We start from the raw sequence: 19,258 nt of genomic DNA on the forward strand, positions 1-19,258 counted from the left end.
CAGGCGGAAAGACCGCCCTGTCCGAAGTTCTTGCGAACTTAGCGGGCGGCCCCAGCGAGGTGACAGCGCTTGGAATGAGACACTGGACCACCTCCTTTCGTGTTGACGGAACAATCAATATAAGACGCCAGACGCCAAAGTGAAGGTGCGCCGCGCAATGTCCCCTGTTCCGCGCGATGCTCGATAGATCAGCTATCGTAGCGATTGCGCTGGCGATGCAGCGCAACTGGCAAGCATCATGCGCTCATCGCGTTCGGGCGCGCGCCGCCAACCTTGTCGAATTTGTGCGCCAGCCACGAAGAAAACGTCGCCGGGATGAATCCCACAAGTCCGTAGAGGAAGTAATGCTTGAGGCCCGTCTCGGTGCCCAATGTCCCATAGAGAACGGCTGTTGCCGCAAATGCCACGAGCCCGGTCAACACCATTCGGACGGTCGGACTTATCCGCCGGACGTGCAGGAAAATATCATCGACCGCGCCGATCATCAGGGCAGGAATAATCCCGAACAGGTAATTGTAGGGAAGCGTCACGACTAAAACCTTGAACAGCTTCCTTATGACGTTGTCTCCGTCCCAGTATCCGTCCGGCGTTCCCAGGATGAGCAGGAAGAACCCAGCCACCAGCGGTCCTATGGCTGCGAAGATGATGTATCGCTTCATTTGCTCCCTGCCCGGTTCTTTTCGCGCGAGCCGCGCCCAGCGTGTTCCACATATAAGAAAACGAGAACCGGCCGCGCGCAAGTCGTTAGCCCCCGCTGCCGGTCTCGCCGACAAAAAATCTACCACTGCAGGGAACGAAGCGGAAAGCCGACGCGTTATCGAAACAAGAGCCGTCAGCCCGAGAGGGTTGAAAGCTCGAAGAGCCCCGCTCAATGCTCCGGCATAGGGCGGGGCTTTTTCGGAGATGACAATGCCCTGCGCCCTGTTCTGCCAGGACGCCAAGACCGGTAAAGCCTACCCAACCGGGGCCGATGTCTGGAAACATGCCGCCCGGAACGGCCTGCTCGTCGATGCGGCGCCGAACCCGGACGAGTCCACGCCGAAACGGATTCTCGATAACGACTGCACCGTTCATCCCTGCGAACCGGACCCGAAGGAAAAGCACGATCCGGGAGCGACGGACATCGAACTGCCTGTCAGTTCCTGATTTCGTGAAGGCCTACCGCGCGCCCCTGAGCTTGCAAGACGTCGAGCACGTCGTCTTCACGCCTGCGCTGCAGGCCACGCAAACGGCCATGCATTGCTCGAGATTCTTCGGGTCGTAGGTACTGTAAAGTTTCGTTGCGCACGCAAACGAAGCTTGAGGCTGCTCCGCATTGCCGAGTGACCGCATGACAGCGAAGGCAACAATCAGCAGGCACACAACCGCGGACATCAACAGGATCACGCCGCGGATCATGCCTGACCGCCCGTGTTTTTCCGCCTTGGCCGTGCTGCCAGTGTCGCTGCCAGTCACCGGAGGCTCCTCCGGATAACCAACGCGAGGGACCTTTGTCGGTTCCCGGACGGAAGATCCCTGCGTTCAAACCCACTGCCCGGTAGGTTTTCGCGGCCCCGCCTAGGTTAACAAAATCTAAATCGACGGTCCGGGTATTGGCGCTTTGATTCAAATTTTCCGAAACTTTCGCAGGCTATGAATACGCTTCAATCATGGAGCGCAGCCGATGGCCGTTTTCAAAAGAGAATCCCGCAAGCCCCGCCACACGACCCGGCACGATGCGTGGATGCTGCTCGACGGGGGATTTGCAAAACGTAACTGCACCATCCTCGACCTGTCAGCGGGCGGCGCGCGAGTCAAACTCGCAGACCGCGAGCCGCTCGGAAGCAGGCTCAGTCTGGCGCTGACCGGCGACGTGAGAAAAGTAACCCATTGTCGCGTGATCTGGCGAAAGGACACCATTATCGGCGTGGAGTTTGTCGGGCGTAGCTGATGCCACACAAGCCGCGTCCGCGGCTGAACGAATCCGGAGAGGTGGCTGAGTGGCTTAAGGCACCGCGTGCGGTACACGGGCAACCGTGTCGGAGGTTCGAATCCTTCCCCTCTCCGCCATCCCGCTTCCCCGCCTAGCTGCGAGCATTTTCGCAGATATCGTCAGCGCTGGTTACGTTTGCTTCTCGGGGCACCCTGCTCAACCGGATAGACGCTGCGGTTCTGCGCCAATCTCCAGTTCGGTGCGCATGTCCCGCTCAGGCCGCCGGTGCTCGCCTGACACTGCGCCATCGTTGAATAGTCGCATTGCTCGATGGTGCCGCTCCACCCCTGAACGTAGGTCATGCAATAGGGATAGTCGGTGGCCTGCGCCGGAGCCTGACTCAAGAGAAACAGCCCGGCGAATGCCAGCAAGGTGCGGTGCGGATAGTTCATTCAATCCTCGATTCTTGTTTTGCCGCATGAGACACCAAGGCGCTCCCGCGCTCAAGGCGATAGCCAGCCTCCACGATCACAGTTCAGCGAACCGGGCGGGGCCGCCTGGTTTCAGCGTAACTCCCCGTCCTGCGCCGTGCTGGAGCCACCCCGATCCGTTTGATATGCCGGGTCGCTACTGACGGCCAAATGGGAAAACGCCGGGGAAAACGTCATGGCATCGTCCTGGAACGCCGCCCCCTCTGTTTTGTTCTTTGCGGATTGATACCTGTGCCGGGTACACTGCTCGCGTGGTACCTCCGGCCTCAGGCTGGCGGACGATGGTTCTGGGCCCTGCCAAAGTCAGGAGAAGCCGTGAGTGATCCGGAGCAAGACAATCGGAAACGCAATCTGAAAATCGCCGAGAACGAAGCGGCACGCGAACTCAAAAGTGACGTCCGCCTGACAACCTGGGCGATCGCTATTGCGGTGGTCGTCGCGTTGATCGTTCTTGCGCTCTTTCTGAAGCGATAAAGTCAGTCTCGCCCCTGCACCCGCGCCTTGGCGGCGATGCGAGCGGCGGCCTGAACCATTCCCGGATGAAGGCTACTTGTCGAAGGTCATGTCCACGCATTTCATGACATCCGGCCCGACGCCGACGCTGAGGATGATGCATCCCTTGGCGCTGAGCTTGGAGCGATCGCTGACCCAGATCGCGGACCCGCCTGAGCCGAAGAATGCATTCGTGTTCGGCGGCTCGGTTTCTGTCGCGTCGAATGCGTAGTCCGAATCTCCGGGAAATATACGGGCCTTCAATTTGCAGGAACCGTCGGTATCGACCTTGAGCACTTCCTTGTTGTCGCGGGTCACGCCGACACTGACCTGACATCGATAGAATTCGGATGTCCGCGAGTTGAAAATGTAAGCGTAGGACTTGCAGTTGATGTTCTGGAGCTTGCCCGCGTTCAGGCCGCGACCGCAGGCGATCCGCTGGTTGCTGCTCAGCTTGATTTCGTCGGCGGCGCGGGCGTCCGTGACGCCGGGAAACGTAGTGAGTGCGAGAGCCGGCAAAAGTCCAAAAAAGAATCCGCGAAACTTCTTCATCGATTATCCCCTATTGCGCATGCCGTATCGCGGCGAAATCATGCCGGGCACCGCACGTCCGGCCCCGACTCTAATCCAGTTTGTACAGATAGGCTATCGGCCAGCCGGTTTCCTCAGTGCGCAAGCGCCTGCGCTCTCAAATGCTCCACAACGCTCAGCAGACGGCTTTGGCCCTGCTCGCCGATAGCCGCCTCACGCGCTTCCTGAATGGCGTCACCGAGCTTCGGAAGCGGGAGGTCTCCGTCGCATGCCGGTTTGACCAGGCGGTCGATAATCACATTCCATTGCGCAAGGCCGCTCTCGTAGGCGTCGCCGTGCCCCTTGATGAGGTTGGCAGTGCGTACAATCGCAATGGTTGCATCGGGCTGCTTCACGAGGCTCCGGTCGACCATGTGAAGCCACCGTTCAACCCACACGCGCTCCAGCTTGAATCGCTCGGAAAACGGTCGCGTGATCCGCAGTGCGGCAAGCCATTTCAGCTTGCGAAGCGAAAACCGGCCCGCAGAACTGAACCGCAGCTTGACCGACCGGTGTGTCAGCCGCGCCAGCCGCAGCCGCTGGAATATACCCAGCGCAGGGCCGACTATCGCGGATGGAAGCATCCGGATTACCTCATCCCAGTGAAACCGCTCCACCCGGTCGGTCGACGATGCGTTGGGCTCGGCATTCACACCGCCGGCGTCGGACAGCTTGAGCTGTGCTACGCGGATCGGATCCTCGAAGTGCATCCGGTCCGACAGGAGTTGTGCCAGTTCGGCAAGATTGGGCACGGTAACACCGATCGGACCGATATAGCGGCCGATCCGGTCGAGATAGGCCAGCGCGTAATCGGGATCCTGGTAGTCGATCAGTGATTGAACGGCTTCATTCACGATGGGGACGACGTCGGGCGGCAGGCGCAGCGACAGCCGTGCCAGCGCCGCGCGCGCCACTCGCGGATCGCGGGTCTCCTCGCCGAAGTAGCGCTCTTTGAGCAGCCGGAACGGTGACGGCGGAACTTTGACCCGTATCTTCATGACGAGGCCTGAGCACTGCTTTGGGCGAGTTGGGCCTCAAGCTTTCCGACATTCTGGAACAGGCGCGCGCTGACCAGCCGCAGGAAATAGAATCCGAACTCCGGATTCTGGACATAAAGCTCCTGCACCTTTGAATAAGTCACGCTGAGCACCAGCCCGCCCTCGAGACATTCGAGTGTCTGGGTCCGCTTGTTGGATGGCGACAGCATTCCGAGTTCACCGACAATGGCGCCGACCGGAAGCTCGATGCCGGATTCAACCAGCCGGTAACGGCCGCTGACGATGTAGTACATTTCCTCGGCCTGTTCGTGCTTGTAGAACAGCACCTCGCCGGTCGCGCACTTTCGCTCTGTCATGAACGGCTTCAGCCACGCCATCGACAGATCGCTGCTGACCGAGCGCTTGACCTCGCGGACCAGCAGCAGCATTTCCCGCAACCGGTAGATATTGAGCGGCAGCAGGATCATGTGCAGCACCATCACTGGGTAATGGTGGTGAGCGATCGAAAAAGCGATGAAGACCACGTTGGTGAGGATGCCGAAGATGCGGAGCGGGATCATCGTTCGCATCGTGTAGCCCGCGACCACGAACGCGGACGCGATAAACCCGCCGGCGCCAGAAACGAGACCTGTCATATCCATGGGAATCGACCTGATGCTGAAGGATGTTTGACGCGTATTATGCCGTTCTGCGCCTTGCGGAACAACGGTTGTCACCTCTGACGCCGCTATTCAGGCGTCAATCTCGATATGGACGCCCACCATGACCGGCGGATGATACCGACAGCGCAGTGTACTGCGTTGCTCAAAGGTCGATGGACAGGCCTTCCCTGGCGACGATGGTCCCTGCCCGCGCCTTGGCAGCAGCCGCAGCTATGCGATCCATCTCGTCGTCGTCATGCTCGGGATCGTGATGAAACAGGCAGAGCGTCCCGGCGCCCGCCTCGTCGGCAAGCTGGACCGCCTGTTGCCAGCTCGAATGCCCCCAGCCGACGTGTTCCGGCAATTCCTCGTCCGTATATGTCGTGTCGATAACGACAAGCGCCGCATCCTTTGCGAGAGCGAGCAAGGCCGGATCGATCGAACTCCCGCTCAGCTCGGTGTCGGTGATGTAGGCAAAGACACGGCCGCCGAATTCCACACGGTAGCCGGTCGCACCGCCGGGATGATTCAGCGCGGCGGTCTGGACCTTGATCCCGGGCCGCGGAGAGAGCGTCTCGCCGGGTACAAAATCGGTAAACTCGATGGCGCCCTGCGCGGTTCCGATCTCGATTGGAAACAGCGGATAGCTCATCAGCTTCCGCACCGTTTCCTTGATGCCGCCGGCGGGCTGCAGATTTCCCGCCCACAACCGGAGCCGGCTGCCCCTGTCGAACACCGGTGTAAAAAACGGAAGGCCAATGATGTGATCGATGTGCGAGTGGCTCAAAAACAAATCGAGGTCCGTCCGCGCGGCCTCATCGCTCAGCGCATTGCCGAGCAGACGAAGTCCCGACCCTGCATCGAACACCAGACGATGATCTCCGCACTTCACCTCGACGCATGACGTATTGCCGCCATAGCGCACGGTATTGGGGCCTGGACATGGAATGCTCCCACGAACACCCCAGAACCGCACAGACATTGTGGTCGACATGAAAAAACTCAATGAATCTTACGTAAGGATGGCATGCGGCGGTCATACTCACCAACATGATACCTCGCGGCGGCGATCAAAAAAATGGCTTGCCAGACGGTCATGTGGACGGTAGCGGCGGCCTTTCGCCTCATTTACTTGGTTGTCAGGGCAACGACGCCATTCCAGTCGTCCGGCGGCGGAGTTTTGCGGAATGTTTCGATCCGCTCGGAATACAGATCGTAGAGCACGCTGAAGCTCTTTGCTTCGTCGGCAATCCGGCCCTTCGCGATTGCGGCGAGAGCGCCGTCCCAATCCCGGCTGCGGTAGCACGCCAGCATTTCGATGCCGAGGTTGCGCTGGCGCTGAAACGGCCCCGATTTGGCAAGATCTTCCCGCCCGACGATCGCATAAATCACCTCGGGCTCTTGCTTGCCCTTCACCGTGATAAAATCGATTTCCAGGATTGCGAACTTGTCCTTTGCCGCCAGCGCCGTCGCTGATCCCGCGATGATCGGCACGCCGTAGGACTTCGACTGCCCCTCAAGCCGCGAGGCCAGGTTCACGCTGTCACCCAGCACCGAATAGTCGAATCGCAGGTTGGACCCCATGTTTCCGACTACGCAGGTCCCGGTATTCAGACCGATGCCGACACGCATCGGAATGAACGGCTTGCCAGCCTCATTTGCCTCGCGCTCACGTTCGACATTCAGCGCCTCGATGCGGTCGATCATGTCGAGCGCTGCATTGCACGCATTGATCTGATGCTGCTGATCGCTCAGCGGCGCGTTCCAGAACGCCATGATGGCGTCGCCCATGTACTTGTCGATGGTGCCCTTGCGATCGAGAATCGCATTGGTGAGCGGTGTCAGGAACCGGTTCATCAGCGATGTCAGGCCCTGCGGATCCCGCTTGAACTGCTCTGAGATAGCAGTGAAGCCGCGCACGTCGCTGAACATGATGGTCATGTCCCGCTCCTCGCCGCCGAGCACGAGCTTTTCCGGCGACTGCGCCAGCTGTTCGACCAGCGCCGGCGACAGGTATTGACCGAAGGCCGAACGGATGCGGCGGCGCTGCGCCTGTTCGCGGAAGTAGCTGCTGAACACCAGCACAAGGTAGATCGCGGTACTCGCGATCAGCGGGAACGTGAAATCGATCAGCAGCCGGTGCTCCGCGAAGAAGTACCAGGACGTCGCCACCATGATGCTGACGATGACGGCGCCGAACAGCAGAAGCATGATGGCGCTCAGGATCGGCGCGAGCCAGATGATGGCGATGCCGAACAGGATCGCGGCCAGCACTTCCGCGCCGACAGCATAATTCGGCTGCGACAGCACCGAGCGGGTCAGCGCGCTCTCCAGCACCTGCGCATGAACTTCGACGCCCGGCATCACCGGATCGAGCGGTGTGGTCTTCACGTCCAGCAATCCGACAGCCGAGGTGCCGATCAGGATCAACTTGCGCGAAATCCGATCGGGACCAACCACACCGTCCAGCACATCGGCTGCCGACACATAACGCGCCGCATCGTGCTTGGCGAAATGCACCCAGAGCTGGCCGTTGCGATCGGTGGGGACTTCAAATCCGGGCACCGCCACGCTCTTCACGCCGGCTTCGTCCGACTTGATAAGAATGGTGTCGGACTTGGTGACGATGCGCAGCATTTCGAATGTCAGCGAAGGCATCAATTCGCCCTGCGCCAACATGATCATCGGGACGCGGCGGACAATACCGTCGCGCTCGGTGCGGATCGTGAACAGGCCGCGCCCGGGAGCGGCCTCCTCAAGCACCGGAATATTGCGCAGCAGCCCCGGGAACTGCAGCAGGAACGGCCGCGGATCGCCACCCAACGTCGCAAGGCCAGTCAGAGGCAGATTCAATTCCGGCTGGGGTACGAATCTCGGCAGGCCAGATTCGCCAAGAATAGACGGCGATTTCCGCAGCACGTCGGCGAGCACCTGATCGTTGCTGGGCAGCGCTCGCAATCTTGCCCGGCTTGCTTCATCCAGATCACGGTACGTATCGGCTGCGATGCCGGGCGAAAGCCGGTCCTGCTCCGCGAACACGATATCGAAGGCAATCGCGGCGGCACCGAGATCGGTCAGCCGCTGAACAAGGTCGGCGACGCGCGTGCGCGGCCACGGCCATTGCCCGAACTTGGCGAGGCTCTTCTCGTCGATGTCGATGATGACAACGGGGCGCTGCGTGGTCTCGCGCGGCTTGAGGATTTGATACCCATCGAAGGTGCGAACGCGCAGCTCTTCGAGCGGGATCGGGTCCACAATGCGGACGCCGAGCATTGCGATCAGAAGCAAAAGACACAACAGCCGCGCGTAGCCGAACAGCTTCGCGTAACGCCTGAGACGCGCGAGAAAACGCACCGCCGATTTCATGACCGCCCGCACCATGCCGCTAGCCGATACCCGTTACTTTTCCCGGAATGCACGCATGAGCTGGTCGCTGAACGGCTTCGCGAGATAGGATATCATGGTGCGCTCGCCGGTCTGCACAAAAGCCTCGACCGGCATGCCGGGCATCAGCCTGACATCCCCGAGCCGCGCCACCTCTTCCGGCGGCAGCGAGACGCGGACAGTATAATAGCTTTGGCCGGTACGCTGGTCGATCGTGGTGTCGGGCGAAATCCGGCTGATGGTCCCGTTCAGTTCGGGCGTGGTGCGCTGATTGAAGGCGGACAGCCGGAGCAATGTCTTCTGGCCGATCCGCAACTGATCGATGTCCTGCGGATTGACTTTGGCCTCGACGGACAGATTGTCGGAGTCCGGCACGATGAGCATGACCGCATCGCCGGCGGTGATGACACCGCCGACGGTGTGGACCGTTGACTGGAGCACCATGCCGTCCTGCGGCGCGCGGATATCGATGCGGCGCAGCTGATCCTCGGCGGTCACCTTGCGCTCGACGAACTCGCCGATCTTGTCGTTGATCTCGCGCATCTCCTTGGAGACCTCGCTGGAAAGATCCTTGTCGATCTGGATGATCTGCAGTTCGATTTCGGTGATCTTGCCCTTGGCTTGCGCCTTCTGGGCGACGAATTGCGCACGGTCGCCGTCGAGCCGTGCTGCGTCCCGCTCGAGAACGGTCAACCGTGAAATCTGCACGAGGTTCTTCGCGAACAGATCGCGGACACCGACAAGCTCCTTCTGGATGAGTTCAATCTCGCGCGACTTGGCGTTCTCCTGCGCCTCAAGGCCGCCGATCTCCTCCTTGAGCTGTGCGATACGTTCCTTGAGCTGGGCCTTCTGGTTGACCCGCCCCGATGAGCGCACCTGAAACAGCTTGATCTCGTTGCCGATCAGCGACCGGACATCCGGATTGGCGAACGATTCCATCAGCTCCGGCGGAAAAGTAATGCGTTCTGCGCCATCCTGCTCCGCCAGCAATCGTGCCCGGCGCGCCCACAGTCCGTCCAGGCCTTTGGTGACGATCGCAAGGCTTGCCTTCGTGACCGTATCGTCGAGGCGCACCACGACGTCACCGGCCTTGACGCGGTCGCCGTCGCGCGCCCTCACCTCGCCGACCACACCGCCGGTTGGGTGCTGCACTTTCTTGACGTTGGAATCGACCACGATGGAGCCCGGTGCAATCAGCGCGCCGGATATCTGTGCGGTCGAGGCCCACCCGCCGATCCCGCACGTCAGCAGCGTGACGACGACAAGGCCCACGATCAGGTGAAAACGGATTGATCTGCGCGATCCCGGCTGGTCGAGGCTCTTGAAGATGGAGAGGCGCTCCAGCGGTGAAAACAAGGCGGTGAAGATGCGACGCACAATACCTTCGGTTCTGGCGAGGGGCGGTTTGCTCATGGTTGGCCTCCTCCCTTGTCCGACACGATCTTGATGGCGGGTGGGGTTGCGACGGGGCGTTGCAACACCTGGCCAAGGACAGCCTCCTTGGGTCCGAACGCCTGAACCCGCCCGTCCTTCAAGACCAGAACGAGATCGACGCTCTCGATGCCGATCGGGCGATGGGCGACCACGACAACGACGCCGCCGCGCGCTCGCACGCCGAGGATAGCCTTGTTCAGCGCCACATCGCCTTCGCTGTCGAGGTTGGAGTTCGGCTCATCCAGCACCACGAGAAATGGATTGCCGTAGAGCGCTCGCGCCAGCGCGATGCGCTGGGCCTGCCCCGCCGACAGCACGCTGCCCTGATCGCCGATCTGGGTGTCGTAGCCGTCCTTCATGCCGATGATCAGGTCGTGGACGCGCGCTTCCCGGGCGGCAGCAATGATGCTTTCCGGCGACGCATCGTCTTCGAAGCGCGAAATGTTCTGGGCAATGGTGCCGGCGAACAACTCCACATCCTGCGGCAGGTAGCCGATATGGCGGCCGAGGATTTCCGGCGACCATTGGTCGAGCGCCGCGCCGTCGAGCCGCACCTTGCCGCGCAGCGGCTGCCAGACGCCGACCAGCGCCCGCACCAGCGAGGATTTGCCCGATCCGCTGGGCCCGATGACGCCGACACCCTGACCTGCCTCAAGTGCAAACGTGATGTCCTGCCCCACCACCTTCTGTTCGCCCGGGGGCGCGATGGTGAGCGCCTCGACGGAGACCTTGTTGGCCGGGGTTTCCAGCAGCGTCGGAGCACCCTGCTCCGGCAGCATGCCCAGCAGCCGGTTGAGCCGGTGCCAGCTTTGCCGGGCGGCCACGAAACCCTTCCAGTGCGCGATGGCGAGATCGACCGGCGCCAGCGCCCGGGCGCTGAGGATCGACCCGGCTATGATGATGCCCGCAGTGGCCTGCTGGTTGATGACCAGATACGCGCCGACGCCGAGCACGGCCGATTGCAGCATCATGCGCATCACCTTGGCGATGGCGCCGAGACCGCCCGCGACGTCGCTGGCCCGCTGATTGCTCGAGAGGTAGTCGCGGTTGGACTCCTCCCATCGCCGGCCAACGCGGCCGGCCATGCCCATTGCCGCCAGCACCTCGGCATTGCGGCGGCTCGCCAGCGCGAGGTCCTGCCGGCGCATCGCCAGGCCCGTGGAGCGCTTCATGGGATCGTTGGTCAGGTATTCGGTCAGGATGGTCAGAGCGATCAGGATAATGGCGCCGACCAGCGCGGTCACGCCGATCAGGGGATGGAAGGCGAAACAGATCGCGAGATAAAGCGGCAGCCACGGCAGGTCGAACAGCGCGCCCGGCCCCATGCCCGAGAGGAACGACCGGACGTTGTCGAGATCGCGCAGCGGCTGCAGGCCCTCGCTGCGATTACCCACGAGCAGCGGCATCCGCACGACAATGTCATAGACGCGGCGACTGAGCATTTCGTCGAGCGCGGACCCGATCCGGATCAGGATGCGGCCGCGGATCACATCGAGGATACCCTGGACGACGTAGAGACCGCCCGCCAGCACGATCAGCCCCACCAGCGTCGGAATGCTACGGCTTGGCAGCACCCGGTCGTAGACCTCCAGCATGAAGAACGAGCCGGTCAGGTAGAGTATGTTGATGACGCAGCTCATCACACCGACGCCGACAAATGCGCTGCGGCAGGCGCGCAGCGCCGCGCCCAGTTCGGAACGGGGCGAATGAGCGTGACCTGATGTCTTAGCGGACTGCATCGATACCTGGCTTGCCGGCTGCTGTCAGAACGCCAATCTGCGGTTCATGAATCGTGCGCGGCGACGGGTCCATCATGCCATGACACGGGTGGGGATTGCAGCCGGAAACATGATCGAAGTTAATGTTTCCGCCCCTCCCGCTCATCAGGCGTGGAGGATGAAATCGCTCGCATTCAGCGCAGTAACGCCCTTCAGGAGCACGGTATCCGTGTTGCCGTTGAGGTGGAGCAGCAGGTCTGCGCCTCCGGTGCCGACATGCTCCGCTGTGGACAGCAATGTCGTCAGCGCGGACGCAGTCATGCCTGAGAGCGCTTTGAGGTCGATCTTGTCGGACCCGATCGAAAAATCCATGATCGTGTCTTGCCCGGAAGCCGGCGCGAACACGAAGTTATCCCGACCCGCCGTCTCGACGAGCGTTTCGTTCGCGCTGGTGCTCGCTATTTCGGTGACGCCGTTAATCGTGAAGCTGATGTCTTTAGACGTACCGTCCTGCGACTGAATCGTGAAAACATCCAAGCGCGTTTGGACGCCCGTCAGAGCTTGAACGCTCGGGTTTGAGTTGAGAACCGAATAGACGTACTGACCGTCCGCCTGAAGCGACAAGGTTCCGAGGTTGGTGTGACCAGTTGCATTCGCGACGGTCGTGTTGAAAGAGTCGGCGCTATCGACATCTGAAATCGACAGCATACCGGAAGCAACAAGATTTCCTGCGGAATCAGTGACGCCCTCGCGGACTTCGGCCATTAGCGGGTTGCCGATGACTGCAGCATCATTTGCGCCAGTGACATTCACTGTGAACGTCGCGGTGCCGCTCGCGTCGTGGACGTCGGTCGTTTGCACCGTGAAGGTGTCCGTATAGTTGTCGGCGTTCAGCGCGTTGATCGCAGCCGCGTTCGGGACATAGTTGTAGGTGCCGTTGCTGTTGACCGTCAGCGAGCCATACTGGCCGACGACCGCAGAATTTCCATAGGTGCTCGTTGTGGAATCGTATGCCGTATACGTTAACGAAGCCGTCTCTCCGCTATCGGGATCGGAACCGACGAGCGAACCCGACTGTGTAACGAAGGTATCAGCAGCAACTGTGTCGACGAGGATGGCCGGCGTTGTAACCGCAGCAACTGTCGGCGCATCGTTCGCGCCGGCGTAGGTGACCGTCACCTGCTGAGTTGCTGACGTTCCATTCGCTACGACGCCATGGAAGTCCTGGACGATGATGTCGTAAGTAACGGTAAGCGTGTCGCCATCCGCCAGGAAATCCAGCGCGCTGTCCGTGATCTTGTACGTCCAGTCAATCGACCCGATGCCCGTGCCTGTGCTGTCGTGCGGTACAACGGTTTGCGTACTCGCTGCCGTCAAGGCGGCTATCTGCAATCCGGTTAGCGTACCCCCGGTCCATACGAAACTGGCGGCCGATTGCGTGACCTGATGCGTGTCGCTGTAGTCAGCATCGAAAAATCCAATCGTGCCGCCGACAGCGTCCAGCGACGTCGAACCGGTTACGCCTGTTTGTTCGGCCGAAGCCGCAGTTGCCGCCGCCGATGAGGTTCCGATCTCCGGCGCGTCGTTGGTGCCGGTGATCGTCACTGTGACAGTCTGAGTCCCGGTGGCACCGGTATGGTCAGTAATGCCAACCGTATAGGTGAGCGTTACAACCTCTCCTTCCGCGAGGTAATTGAAGGTCGTAAAGTCGGCATCGAAGTCGAAACTCGCCGAGCCTGAAGACGTGCCTACAGCCTTCTGCGCCGATACTGCCGTCAGCAAGTCATAAAACATGCCGCTGGTTTGCGCGCCGGCTGGCATGAACGGTGGCAGCACGCCGGTTACGGTTACATTCTGGACCGAGGCGACATGGCCGGTATCCGTCAGATCCACATCCGTGAAATCCACTGCGATGATCTGCTGCAGCGAACTCGTATCGGCTTGTTCATCGAATGCCACGCCGGTGATCGCAGCGACGCTCGGCGCATCGTTTGTGCCGGTAATCGTGACATCGAAGGTCGCGGGCGTGGTGCCGCCGTCGCCATCGCTGACGGTGACCGTGTAGGTCAGCTTGATGGTTTCCCCGGACGCCAGATAATCGAACGCGGTCGAGGGAGCGGAAAATCCAAGATCGACCGAACCGGCCGAAGAGCCGGCGGCCTTGGTCGCCGTGATCGGCGTCACCAGTGCGATCAGTTGTGCCGGCATCAGCGAAAGTCCCGCCGTCACGCCTGCCGTTGTCACGGCAGTGACGGACGCGGTGTGGCCCACATCGCTGAGATCGACGTCGCCAAACGTGACATGGATCGGCGACGCCAGCGTAAGTGCGCCGGTATCGGTCTGTTCATTCAACGACGTGGCAGCAATCGCGTCGATGACCGGCGCGTCATTGGTACCGGTGATCGTGATGGTCACTGTCTGGGTGACGAAGGCACCGTGTTCGTCGGTGATTGTGATGGTGTAGACCTGAGTAATGGTCTGACCTTCGGCCAGCGACTGCAGCGTGGGGTCGTTCTCGTCCAACGTGAAGTGCCAGCCGACAGTTCCGGTATTGATGGTATCCGTTTCGTTCTCCACCACCGGGCCGATAGTGAAAGTACCGATGTGCGCGTTCGGTCCAAAGCCAGGCAAGCTGGGATTGGAGATCGGGTTCAGGGTCGAGCCCGAGGTCGACGATGTGAACACGACTCCGGCCTGATGGCCGTCGGACAGATCGACGTCCCGGAACGTGATCGTTCCATTCTTTACAATCGCGTGGTCAGGGGTGACGAGCGCGTCCTCTTTGACTGCGCCGACAACGTCCGACAGCGAAAGAACGATCGTCGGTGCGCCATTGTCATTCGGCACATCGTTGTCGCCGGTAATCGTGATCGGAATGATCACGTTCGCGACGTCGGGCCCTGACCGTGACGTGACCTGAATCATGAAGGTCACGCTCTCGCCGTCGCCCAGAAAATTGAAACCCAGCCGATCGAACGTGATCACACCGGTGGTCTGGTTGATGTGCAGAAATTGCGTAAGAAAGTTCGCGCTGAGATTCGGGTTGGTGCTGACGGCGCTCTTGATGATCGCGCTGCCTGCCACGAACGGAGTCGCGGTGTCGTAGAACGGCGCGTTGCCGATGTCAGGATCGTCGATATGGACAAGATCGGATATCTTGAAAGATTCAACCGCCGTGTCGAACGACTGCTCTGACAGGATCGACGACGCCGAGAACTGCGCCTTGGTGTTGTAGAAAATCCTGTTCTGGTAGGTCGTGATCCCGGTCAGCGGATCGGTCACGGCAAAACGCAACTCGATCTGCGTCAGGAACGTCTGCTTATTGTTGGAGTTGGTCGTGAAAAGAATTTCGGCGAGGTTGTTGCCGCTGGTGTTCGATCCGAACTTGGGCATCTTCGGATTGGAATCGTCCGGATTGTAGTTCGGAAAGTAAAGCTGGAAGACCTGCTGGATGATAGCCTTCTCGGCCTGCTGGTCGGCAAGCGTCTTGAGCTGCTCGATCGCGGTCGGAGGCTGACCGATGCCGAGGCTCGACACGAAGGTCACCTGCCCGGCCTGTGACACGGTGCCGATCAACTGACCGGTGACCTTGTCGTAAAGATTGAACGATCCCGTGGTGCCGTCCGGCTCAACGAGCACAGAGAACTTTGTCGGCCCATCATTGGCCGCGATTTCGACCAGCACAGCAGTGCCGCGAATGCCCATCGTGGCCACCGGCGTTTCAACGCGCATGTTGCCGTTCTTGGCAGTCTGGCCGGCGACGAAGGTGACGGTGCCCTGAACAAGGCTCATCAGCGACGAGTTCGACGATCCGTTCGGATCGAAGATCATCTCGTTGAGAACCATGCGCGCGTTCGAGGTCATGCCGAACGCGCTGCCGTCAACGAAGGTCATGCCGATCGAGGAATTCGATCCGGTCTGGATCACATCGCCCTTCTGCACGGCGGCGCCGATCTGCAGTTCGACGGAGACGCCGTTCCGGATCACGGATGCGCTGCCGGACATCTTCTGGACGGTACCGATCACCGTGCCTGCCGCAGGTGCAGCTGTTGCCTGAGCGTAGTGAACGTGTCCGGTCAATGCATCGACGATATGACCGCCGAGCGTCGCGCCGTCTTTCGTCGACAGGGCGGGTCGCGTTTCACCCTTGAAGTAATTGCCGACGACGAACTTCTGGTTGTTCCCTGAGATGATCAGGTCGCTGCCGATCCGGGTGTAGTCGCCGGAAAACAGCAGATGTGCATCAGGAACGACAACATGGCTGTCGGATGCGTGGTGTTGGACGAAGCCTGGCTTTGAATCGAACGTAAAACGCTCGCCACCCAGTGATACCGGGGAGTCGTGCGAAAATTCGGAATCAAATGGTCCGGCGAAATTCAAACCCTGCCCGCCCGTATCAAAAAGTTTATTGTTAAGAAATTGAGAATTCGCAATTCATAGCATCAAAGGCCGCAGCCCCATAGAGGATTGAACTAAACGGCATGGTTTTACATACCTCCGTTAAGTACAATTACGGGATGATGACTTGGTCTTTCAGGCGTTACTTTCCAAATCTATGAAATAGAACCGATATTTTATGCTGTCCCGCACCATAAGCGATCAATTAACAAGGCATAATCAAGCCTAGAGACCAAACGGCCGCCTCAAGGACAATTAGTCAAAACTCAATCTATACTTCAAAACTTGTGCGCTAAACTCAAACAAAACAGTCAGCGAAACACCGATTACTGCTGAGACGCGGATTTAGCATCCGGGCGCCTACGCGTTAGCTCTATCTACAATTTTAGGCAATGTCGTCAACATTAGTTCCGCATATTTGAATCCAGTTGGCCGATTTGTCCGGTGTTTAAGCCGCCGAAAAGGGGACCACGCCTAATCCTTGTGACGAAATGATCCGGTCACGAGCGCGCATATCTTTGCAGCCGATGTCCGGACAAGGGGCGTCACATGTCGGCTTTCACTGCAGCGCGCGCAGGCGCGGTAGCATTTATCTGTATTTTCAACATGTTGGGCACACCGACGCATGCGGCGGCTTATGCCCTGCGCGAGAGCCCGGCCGGTGCCGAGGACGCCCCCGCACCTGCCCCTGCCGAGCCTTTCGGGCTTTCAACCTCCGCCCTGACCGACGGCCCCCTTCGCGCCAAATGGCTGGCAGCCGAGCGCGCCATTGCGGCCGAAGCGGACATTATCGCTGGCTGCGCCAGCGATCCGGCACATTGCACGTCCCAGCCGGCGCATCGATTCCTCGAAATCGTCAACGCCGCCGCTGCCCGCGAAGGTCTTGCCCGCCTGGGTGAGATCAACCGCGCGATCAATCTCGCCATCCGGCCGGTCAGCGACCGGGCGCAGTACGGTGTCGAGGACCACTGGTCCTCACCGCTGGCCACTCTGGCGGCGGGGGCCGGTGACTGCGAGGACTATGCAATCGCAAAGCTGGTTGCGCTTCGCGCGGCCGGCGTCGCGGCGGAGGACCTCCGCCTCGTTATCATTCGCGAGAACGCGACCGGCGACGACCACGCCGTGGTCGCGGCACGGTCCGGCGGTCATTGGCGCGTGCTGGATAACCGCACGTTCCTGATGATCCAGGACAACGGGTTCGGCAAATACCGGCCGCTGTTTGCAATCGACGCGGAAGGCGCAAAACGCTTTGAACAGCCGATGTATGCGAATGCTGCACCGATCACGCAGTCCCGCCCCGCCGAGATCGAGACGCGCAATCCCGTCGCCGATGCCGGCGCAACGGCGGTCGGATCGAACACGGCGACTGTTGCGTTCGACGAGTTCTGTATGACGCTTGCGCTGTAAGGCAACGCACAAGGTTCGGCCAGATTGACTCCCGGTCCAATCAATTCACCTAGTGGAGTGGATTTGACATTCGCGACCCACCAGCCGGAGGTTCGCAACGCGAATGTCAAATCCAAAACTCCACTACAAACCTATATTTGCTAGTGGTCCTTCCATTCTAACATTCGCAAAATCGTACGCCGAAACGGGATGCGAATGTTAGAATCGGACCACTATTGTCCATCGCTCAGGTCTTGGCGATGCTCTGGATGGTCGCGACAAACAGCAGCGCCGCGAGGGTGACGAGCACCCATCCCGGGTTGTCGCACAGGACCGCTCCCTGAACACAGATTTGGTCGGCTAATGGCCAGCCGCGGTTCCGTGTTGCACCTGCGAGCAGGAAAATACCGCCCGCGCCGGAAATTGCGAGAATGAGCTGACGCATGGATACACTCCTTTCCGCCGCCCATGTTCGGCGCGAAGGAGTGAATCAATGCTTGTTTCGACCGATGAAACATCGGTCCTTCACGCAAAATTCAGCCGGGCTTGCCGATCGCCGCCTGGTCAAACGCCGCTGTAATGGCGGCAAATCTGCCCTCGACCTCGGTGCGCATGTCGGGATGCGTGAAAATGTAGAGTTCGTTGGCACGGATCGCGGCAAGCACACGCGCCGCCACGTCCGACGGATCCAGTCCGTTCCGGATCAATTCGTCGATCATGGCGACCAGCGCAGCGGTCGGACTTGCCGGGTCGAGCGTTTGCGTCGGGCCATACTGCTCCGTCCTGTTGCGCCCGCTCTCGCCGATACGGGTGCGGACAAATCCGGGACACAATACGCTGACGCCGATCCCGAACGGCGCCAGTTGCGGCGCGAGCCCTTCCGACATGCCGACCACGGCAAACTTGCTCGCGGTGTACGGACTGAAACCGAGCGCGCTCTGCATTCCGGCCATCGATGCGGTGTTGACGATGTGGCCACCTTCGCCGTGCGCACGCATGTGCGGCAGAAAAGCCCGGATGCCGTGAACGACGCCCATCAGGTTGACATCGAGCACCCATCGCCAGCTATCCAGCGCGATATCCTCGATACCGCCGCCAGCGGCAACGCCGGCATTGTTGCAAACCACATGGACGTTTCCGAATGCATCGAACGATGCCTTGGCCGCGCGCTCGACACTGGTCGCATCGGTCACATCGCAGTCAATGCCACGCACGTCCGGACCGACGTTGTGCAGGCTTTTGACTGCGGCCTCCAATGCGTCGGTCTCGATATCCGCAAGCATGACTTTCATGCCCGCTTCCGCAAAGGCCCGTCCGAGCGCGAATCCGATACCGCTCGCACCGCCCGTCACAAATGCTGTCTTGCCGGCAAGCTCCTGCATGTTTCCCCCGCGATCCGTTCAAAGCGCGGAAGCGATCATGTCACGATCCGGTGAGTGGAGACCAGCGTGATCGCCACTTCACAAGTGACCGCCACCTGATCGTCACCCGCAAATATCGCCCCGTCTTAAAATGGACACGCGCGCGCGGCTTAGTTTGTTTTTACACCGTCGCTCCGGTGGAACTGCGGAACAAACCGGCGCATTTGTCGTGGAAGGGATTTGCCGATGGCGACACGCATACAGCGACTCGCGGAATTTGACGGCAATGGTGAACCGTCACCTGAAGAGGCAGTTCAGGTTCTTTGTGAAGACAAGAGTGGAACCTATCAGTTGCCATTCGCTTGCCGCCGCGTTAACGGCGAATGGCGCAACAGCGAATCCGGAAGCCTTGTCGAGGCAATGGTCGTCGGATGGCGGCGGCCCAGAGGGACATGATCCGAAAGATCATGTCC

Annotated in this window: 18 protein-coding genes and 1 tRNA gene; 6 read left to right on the forward strand and 13 right to left on the reverse strand. The window is 60.3% G+C overall.

The annotated features are described in order from the left end of the window. Positions 1–236: 236 nt before the first annotated feature. Entirely contained in the window at positions 237–659 is a 423-nt protein-coding gene (locus HNQ36_RS00045) for a DUF5413 family protein (RefSeq protein WP_184081952.1), read from the reverse strand. Between the two features lie 250 nt (positions 660–909). Here HNQ36_RS00045 and HNQ36_RS00050 point away from each other — a divergent pair, with 250 nt between their 5' ends. Beyond that, positions 910–1,146 carry a hypothetical protein gene (locus HNQ36_RS00050; protein ID WP_184081953.1) on the forward strand — a complete coding sequence of 79 codons (237 nt, stop codon included), beginning with the start codon at positions 910–912 and terminating at the stop codon, positions 1,144–1,146. 12 nt (positions 1,147–1,158) lie between these two features. Here the strand turns inward: HNQ36_RS00050 and HNQ36_RS00055 are convergent, their stop codons facing one another. After that, positions 1,159–1,455 (reverse strand): hypothetical protein, encoded by a 297-nt coding sequence (locus HNQ36_RS00055; protein ID WP_184081954.1) that lies wholly within the window; start codon positions 1,453–1,455, stop codon positions 1,159–1,161. A gap of 208 nt (positions 1,456–1,663) precedes the next feature. On the opposite strand from HNQ36_RS00055, the gene HNQ36_RS00060 reads away from it, so the two are divergent. Both HNQ36_RS00060 and HNQ36_RS00065 read left to right on the forward strand, forming a co-directional pair. After that, a complete protein-coding gene (locus HNQ36_RS00060; RefSeq protein WP_184081955.1) occupies positions 1,664–1,930 on the forward strand; it encodes a PilZ domain-containing protein in 267 nt (88 codons plus the stop codon). A 35-nt stretch (positions 1,931–1,965) separates the two neighbouring features. Continuing rightward, positions 1,966–2,049: transfer RNA gene (locus tag HNQ36_RS00065), tRNA-OTHER, on the forward strand. Between the two features lie 42 nt (positions 2,050–2,091). Here HNQ36_RS00065 and HNQ36_RS00070 read toward each other — a convergent pair. Continuing rightward, entirely contained in the window at positions 2,092–2,364 is a 273-nt protein-coding gene (locus tag HNQ36_RS00070) for a DUF3551 domain-containing protein (protein ID WP_184081956.1), read from the reverse strand. Positions 2,365–2,553: 189 nt separating this feature from the next. Between HNQ36_RS00070 and HNQ36_RS26030 the strand changes: the two genes are divergently transcribed. Next, entirely contained in the window at positions 2,554–2,877 is a 324-nt protein-coding gene (locus HNQ36_RS26030; protein WP_184082795.1) for a hypothetical protein, read from the forward strand. A 72-nt stretch (positions 2,878–2,949) separates the two neighbouring features. Here the strand turns inward: HNQ36_RS26030 and HNQ36_RS00080 are convergent, their stop codons facing one another. The 8 genes from HNQ36_RS00080 to HNQ36_RS00115 all read right to left on the reverse strand — a co-directional run bounded on the left by HNQ36_RS00080 (position 2,950) and on the right by HNQ36_RS00115 (position 16,020). Further along, positions 2,950–3,447: a hypothetical protein gene (locus HNQ36_RS00080; RefSeq protein ID WP_184081957.1), complete on the reverse strand. Its 498-nt coding sequence runs from the start codon at positions 3,445–3,447 to the stop codon at positions 2,950–2,952. 113 nt (positions 3,448–3,560) lie between these two features. Further along, positions 3,561–4,463 carry a DUF6537 domain-containing protein gene (locus HNQ36_RS00085; RefSeq protein WP_184081958.1) on the reverse strand — a complete coding sequence of 301 codons (903 nt, stop codon included), beginning with the start codon at positions 4,461–4,463 and terminating at the stop codon, positions 3,561–3,563. Beyond that, the gene (locus HNQ36_RS00090; RefSeq protein ID WP_184081959.1) at positions 4,460–5,104 is read right to left on the reverse strand and encodes a Crp/Fnr family transcriptional regulator; all 645 of its coding nucleotides are present in this window, start codon (positions 5,102–5,104) and stop codon (positions 4,460–4,462) included. The genes HNQ36_RS00085 and HNQ36_RS00090 overlap by 4 nt, the downstream gene beginning before the upstream one ends. Before the next feature lie 163 nt (positions 5,105–5,267). Next, a complete protein-coding gene (locus HNQ36_RS00095; RefSeq protein ID WP_046826300.1) occupies positions 5,268–6,098 on the reverse strand; it encodes an MBL fold metallo-hydrolase in 831 nt (276 codons plus the stop codon). 134 nt (positions 6,099–6,232) lie between these two features. Beyond that, positions 6,233–8,485, reverse strand: coding sequence for a CHASE2 domain-containing protein (locus tag HNQ36_RS00100; RefSeq protein WP_184081960.1), 2,253 nt, complete (start codon positions 8,483–8,485; stop codon positions 6,233–6,235). An 18-nt stretch (positions 8,486–8,503) separates the two neighbouring features. Then, the gene (locus tag HNQ36_RS00105; RefSeq protein WP_246395187.1) at positions 8,504–9,901 is read right to left on the reverse strand and encodes an HlyD family type I secretion periplasmic adaptor subunit; all 1,398 of its coding nucleotides are present in this window, start codon (positions 9,899–9,901) and stop codon (positions 8,504–8,506) included. After that, a complete protein-coding gene (locus HNQ36_RS00110) occupies positions 9,898–11,661 on the reverse strand; it encodes a type I secretion system permease/ATPase (RefSeq protein ID WP_184081961.1) in 1,764 nt (587 codons plus the stop codon). Before HNQ36_RS00110 ends, HNQ36_RS00105 begins: the two co-directional genes overlap by 4 nt. Positions 11,662–11,805: 144 nt before the next feature. Continuing rightward, positions 11,806–16,020, reverse strand: coding sequence for a VCBS domain-containing protein (locus tag HNQ36_RS00115; protein ID WP_184081962.1), 4,215 nt, complete (start codon positions 16,018–16,020; stop codon positions 11,806–11,808). A gap of 567 nt (positions 16,021–16,587) precedes the next feature. Here HNQ36_RS00115 and HNQ36_RS00120 point away from each other — a divergent pair. Beyond that, positions 16,588–17,445, forward strand: coding sequence for a transglutaminase-like cysteine peptidase (locus tag HNQ36_RS00120; RefSeq protein WP_184081963.1), 858 nt, complete (start codon positions 16,588–16,590; stop codon positions 17,443–17,445). 226 nt (positions 17,446–17,671) lie between these two features. Here the strand turns inward: HNQ36_RS00120 and HNQ36_RS00125 are convergent, their stop codons facing one another. After that, entirely contained in the window at positions 17,672–17,869 is a 198-nt protein-coding gene (locus tag HNQ36_RS00125) for a hypothetical protein (protein WP_046826297.1), read from the reverse strand. Positions 17,870–17,960: 91 nt separating this feature from the next. Beyond that, on the reverse strand, positions 17,961–18,806 hold the full coding sequence (locus tag HNQ36_RS00130) for an SDR family NAD(P)-dependent oxidoreductase (RefSeq protein WP_184081964.1): 846 nt from the start codon (positions 18,804–18,806) through the stop codon (positions 17,961–17,963). A 225-nt stretch (positions 18,807–19,031) separates the two neighbouring features. On the opposite strand from HNQ36_RS00130, the gene HNQ36_RS26035 reads away from it, so the two are divergent. Then, complete coding sequence (locus tag HNQ36_RS26035; RefSeq protein ID WP_246395188.1) at positions 19,032–19,241, forward strand: hypothetical protein; 210 nt, start codon at positions 19,032–19,034, stop codon at positions 19,239–19,241. Positions 19,242–19,258: the final 17 nt, after the last annotated feature.

The organism is Afipia massiliensis (assembly GCF_014203115.1).
Classification (GTDB): Bacteria; Pseudomonadota; Alphaproteobacteria; order Rhizobiales; family Xanthobacteraceae; genus Afipia; species Afipia massiliensis.

Coding starts and splice junctions, on each gene's coding strand:
- HNQ36_RS00045 (WP_184081952.1), bottom strand. CDS start 659: ATGAAGCGATACATCATCTTCGCAGCCATAGGACCGCTGGTGGCTGGG.
- HNQ36_RS00050 (WP_184081953.1), top strand. CDS start 910: ATGCCCTGCGCCCTGTTCTGCCAGGACGCCAAGACCGGTAAAGCCTAC.
- HNQ36_RS00060 (WP_184081955.1), top strand. CDS start 1,664: ATGGCCGTTTTCAAAAGAGAATCCCGCAAGCCCCGCCACACGACCCGG.
- HNQ36_RS00070 (WP_184081956.1), bottom strand. CDS start 2,364: ATGAACTATCCGCACCGCACCTTGCTGGCATTCGCCGGGCTGTTTCTC.
- HNQ36_RS26030 (WP_184082795.1), top strand. CDS start 2,554: ATGGGAAAACGCCGGGGAAAACGTCATGGCATCGTCCTGGAACGCCGC.
- HNQ36_RS00080 (WP_184081957.1), bottom strand. CDS start 3,447: ATGAAGAAGTTTCGCGGATTCTTTTTTGGACTTTTGCCGGCTCTCGCA.
- HNQ36_RS00085 (WP_184081958.1), bottom strand. CDS start 4,463: ATGAAGATACGGGTCAAAGTTCCGCCGTCACCGTTCCGGCTGCTCAAA.
- HNQ36_RS00090 (WP_184081959.1), bottom strand. CDS start 5,104: ATGGATATGACAGGTCTCGTTTCTGGCGCCGGCGGGTTTATCGCGTCC.
- HNQ36_RS00095 (WP_046826300.1), bottom strand. CDS start 6,098: ATGTCGACCACAATGTCTGTGCGGTTCTGGGGTGTTCGTGGGAGCATT.
- HNQ36_RS00100 (WP_184081960.1), bottom strand. CDS start 8,485: ATGGTGCGGGCGGTCATGAAATCGGCGGTGCGTTTTCTCGCGCGTCTC.
- HNQ36_RS00105 (WP_246395187.1), bottom strand. CDS start 9,901: ATGAGCAAACCGCCCCTCGCCAGAACCGAAGGTATTGTGCGTCGCATC.
- HNQ36_RS00110 (WP_184081961.1), bottom strand. CDS start 11,661: ATGCAGTCCGCTAAGACATCAGGTCACGCTCATTCGCCCCGTTCCGAA.
- HNQ36_RS00120 (WP_184081963.1), top strand. CDS start 16,588: ATGTCGGCTTTCACTGCAGCGCGCGCAGGCGCGGTAGCATTTATCTGT.
- HNQ36_RS00125 (WP_046826297.1), bottom strand. CDS start 17,869: ATGCGTCAGCTCATTCTCGCAATTTCCGGCGCGGGCGGTATTTTCCTG.
- HNQ36_RS00130 (WP_184081964.1), bottom strand. CDS start 18,806: ATGCAGGAGCTTGCCGGCAAGACAGCATTTGTGACGGGCGGTGCGAGC.
- HNQ36_RS26035 (WP_246395188.1), top strand. CDS start 19,032: ATGGCGACACGCATACAGCGACTCGCGGAATTTGACGGCAATGGTGAA.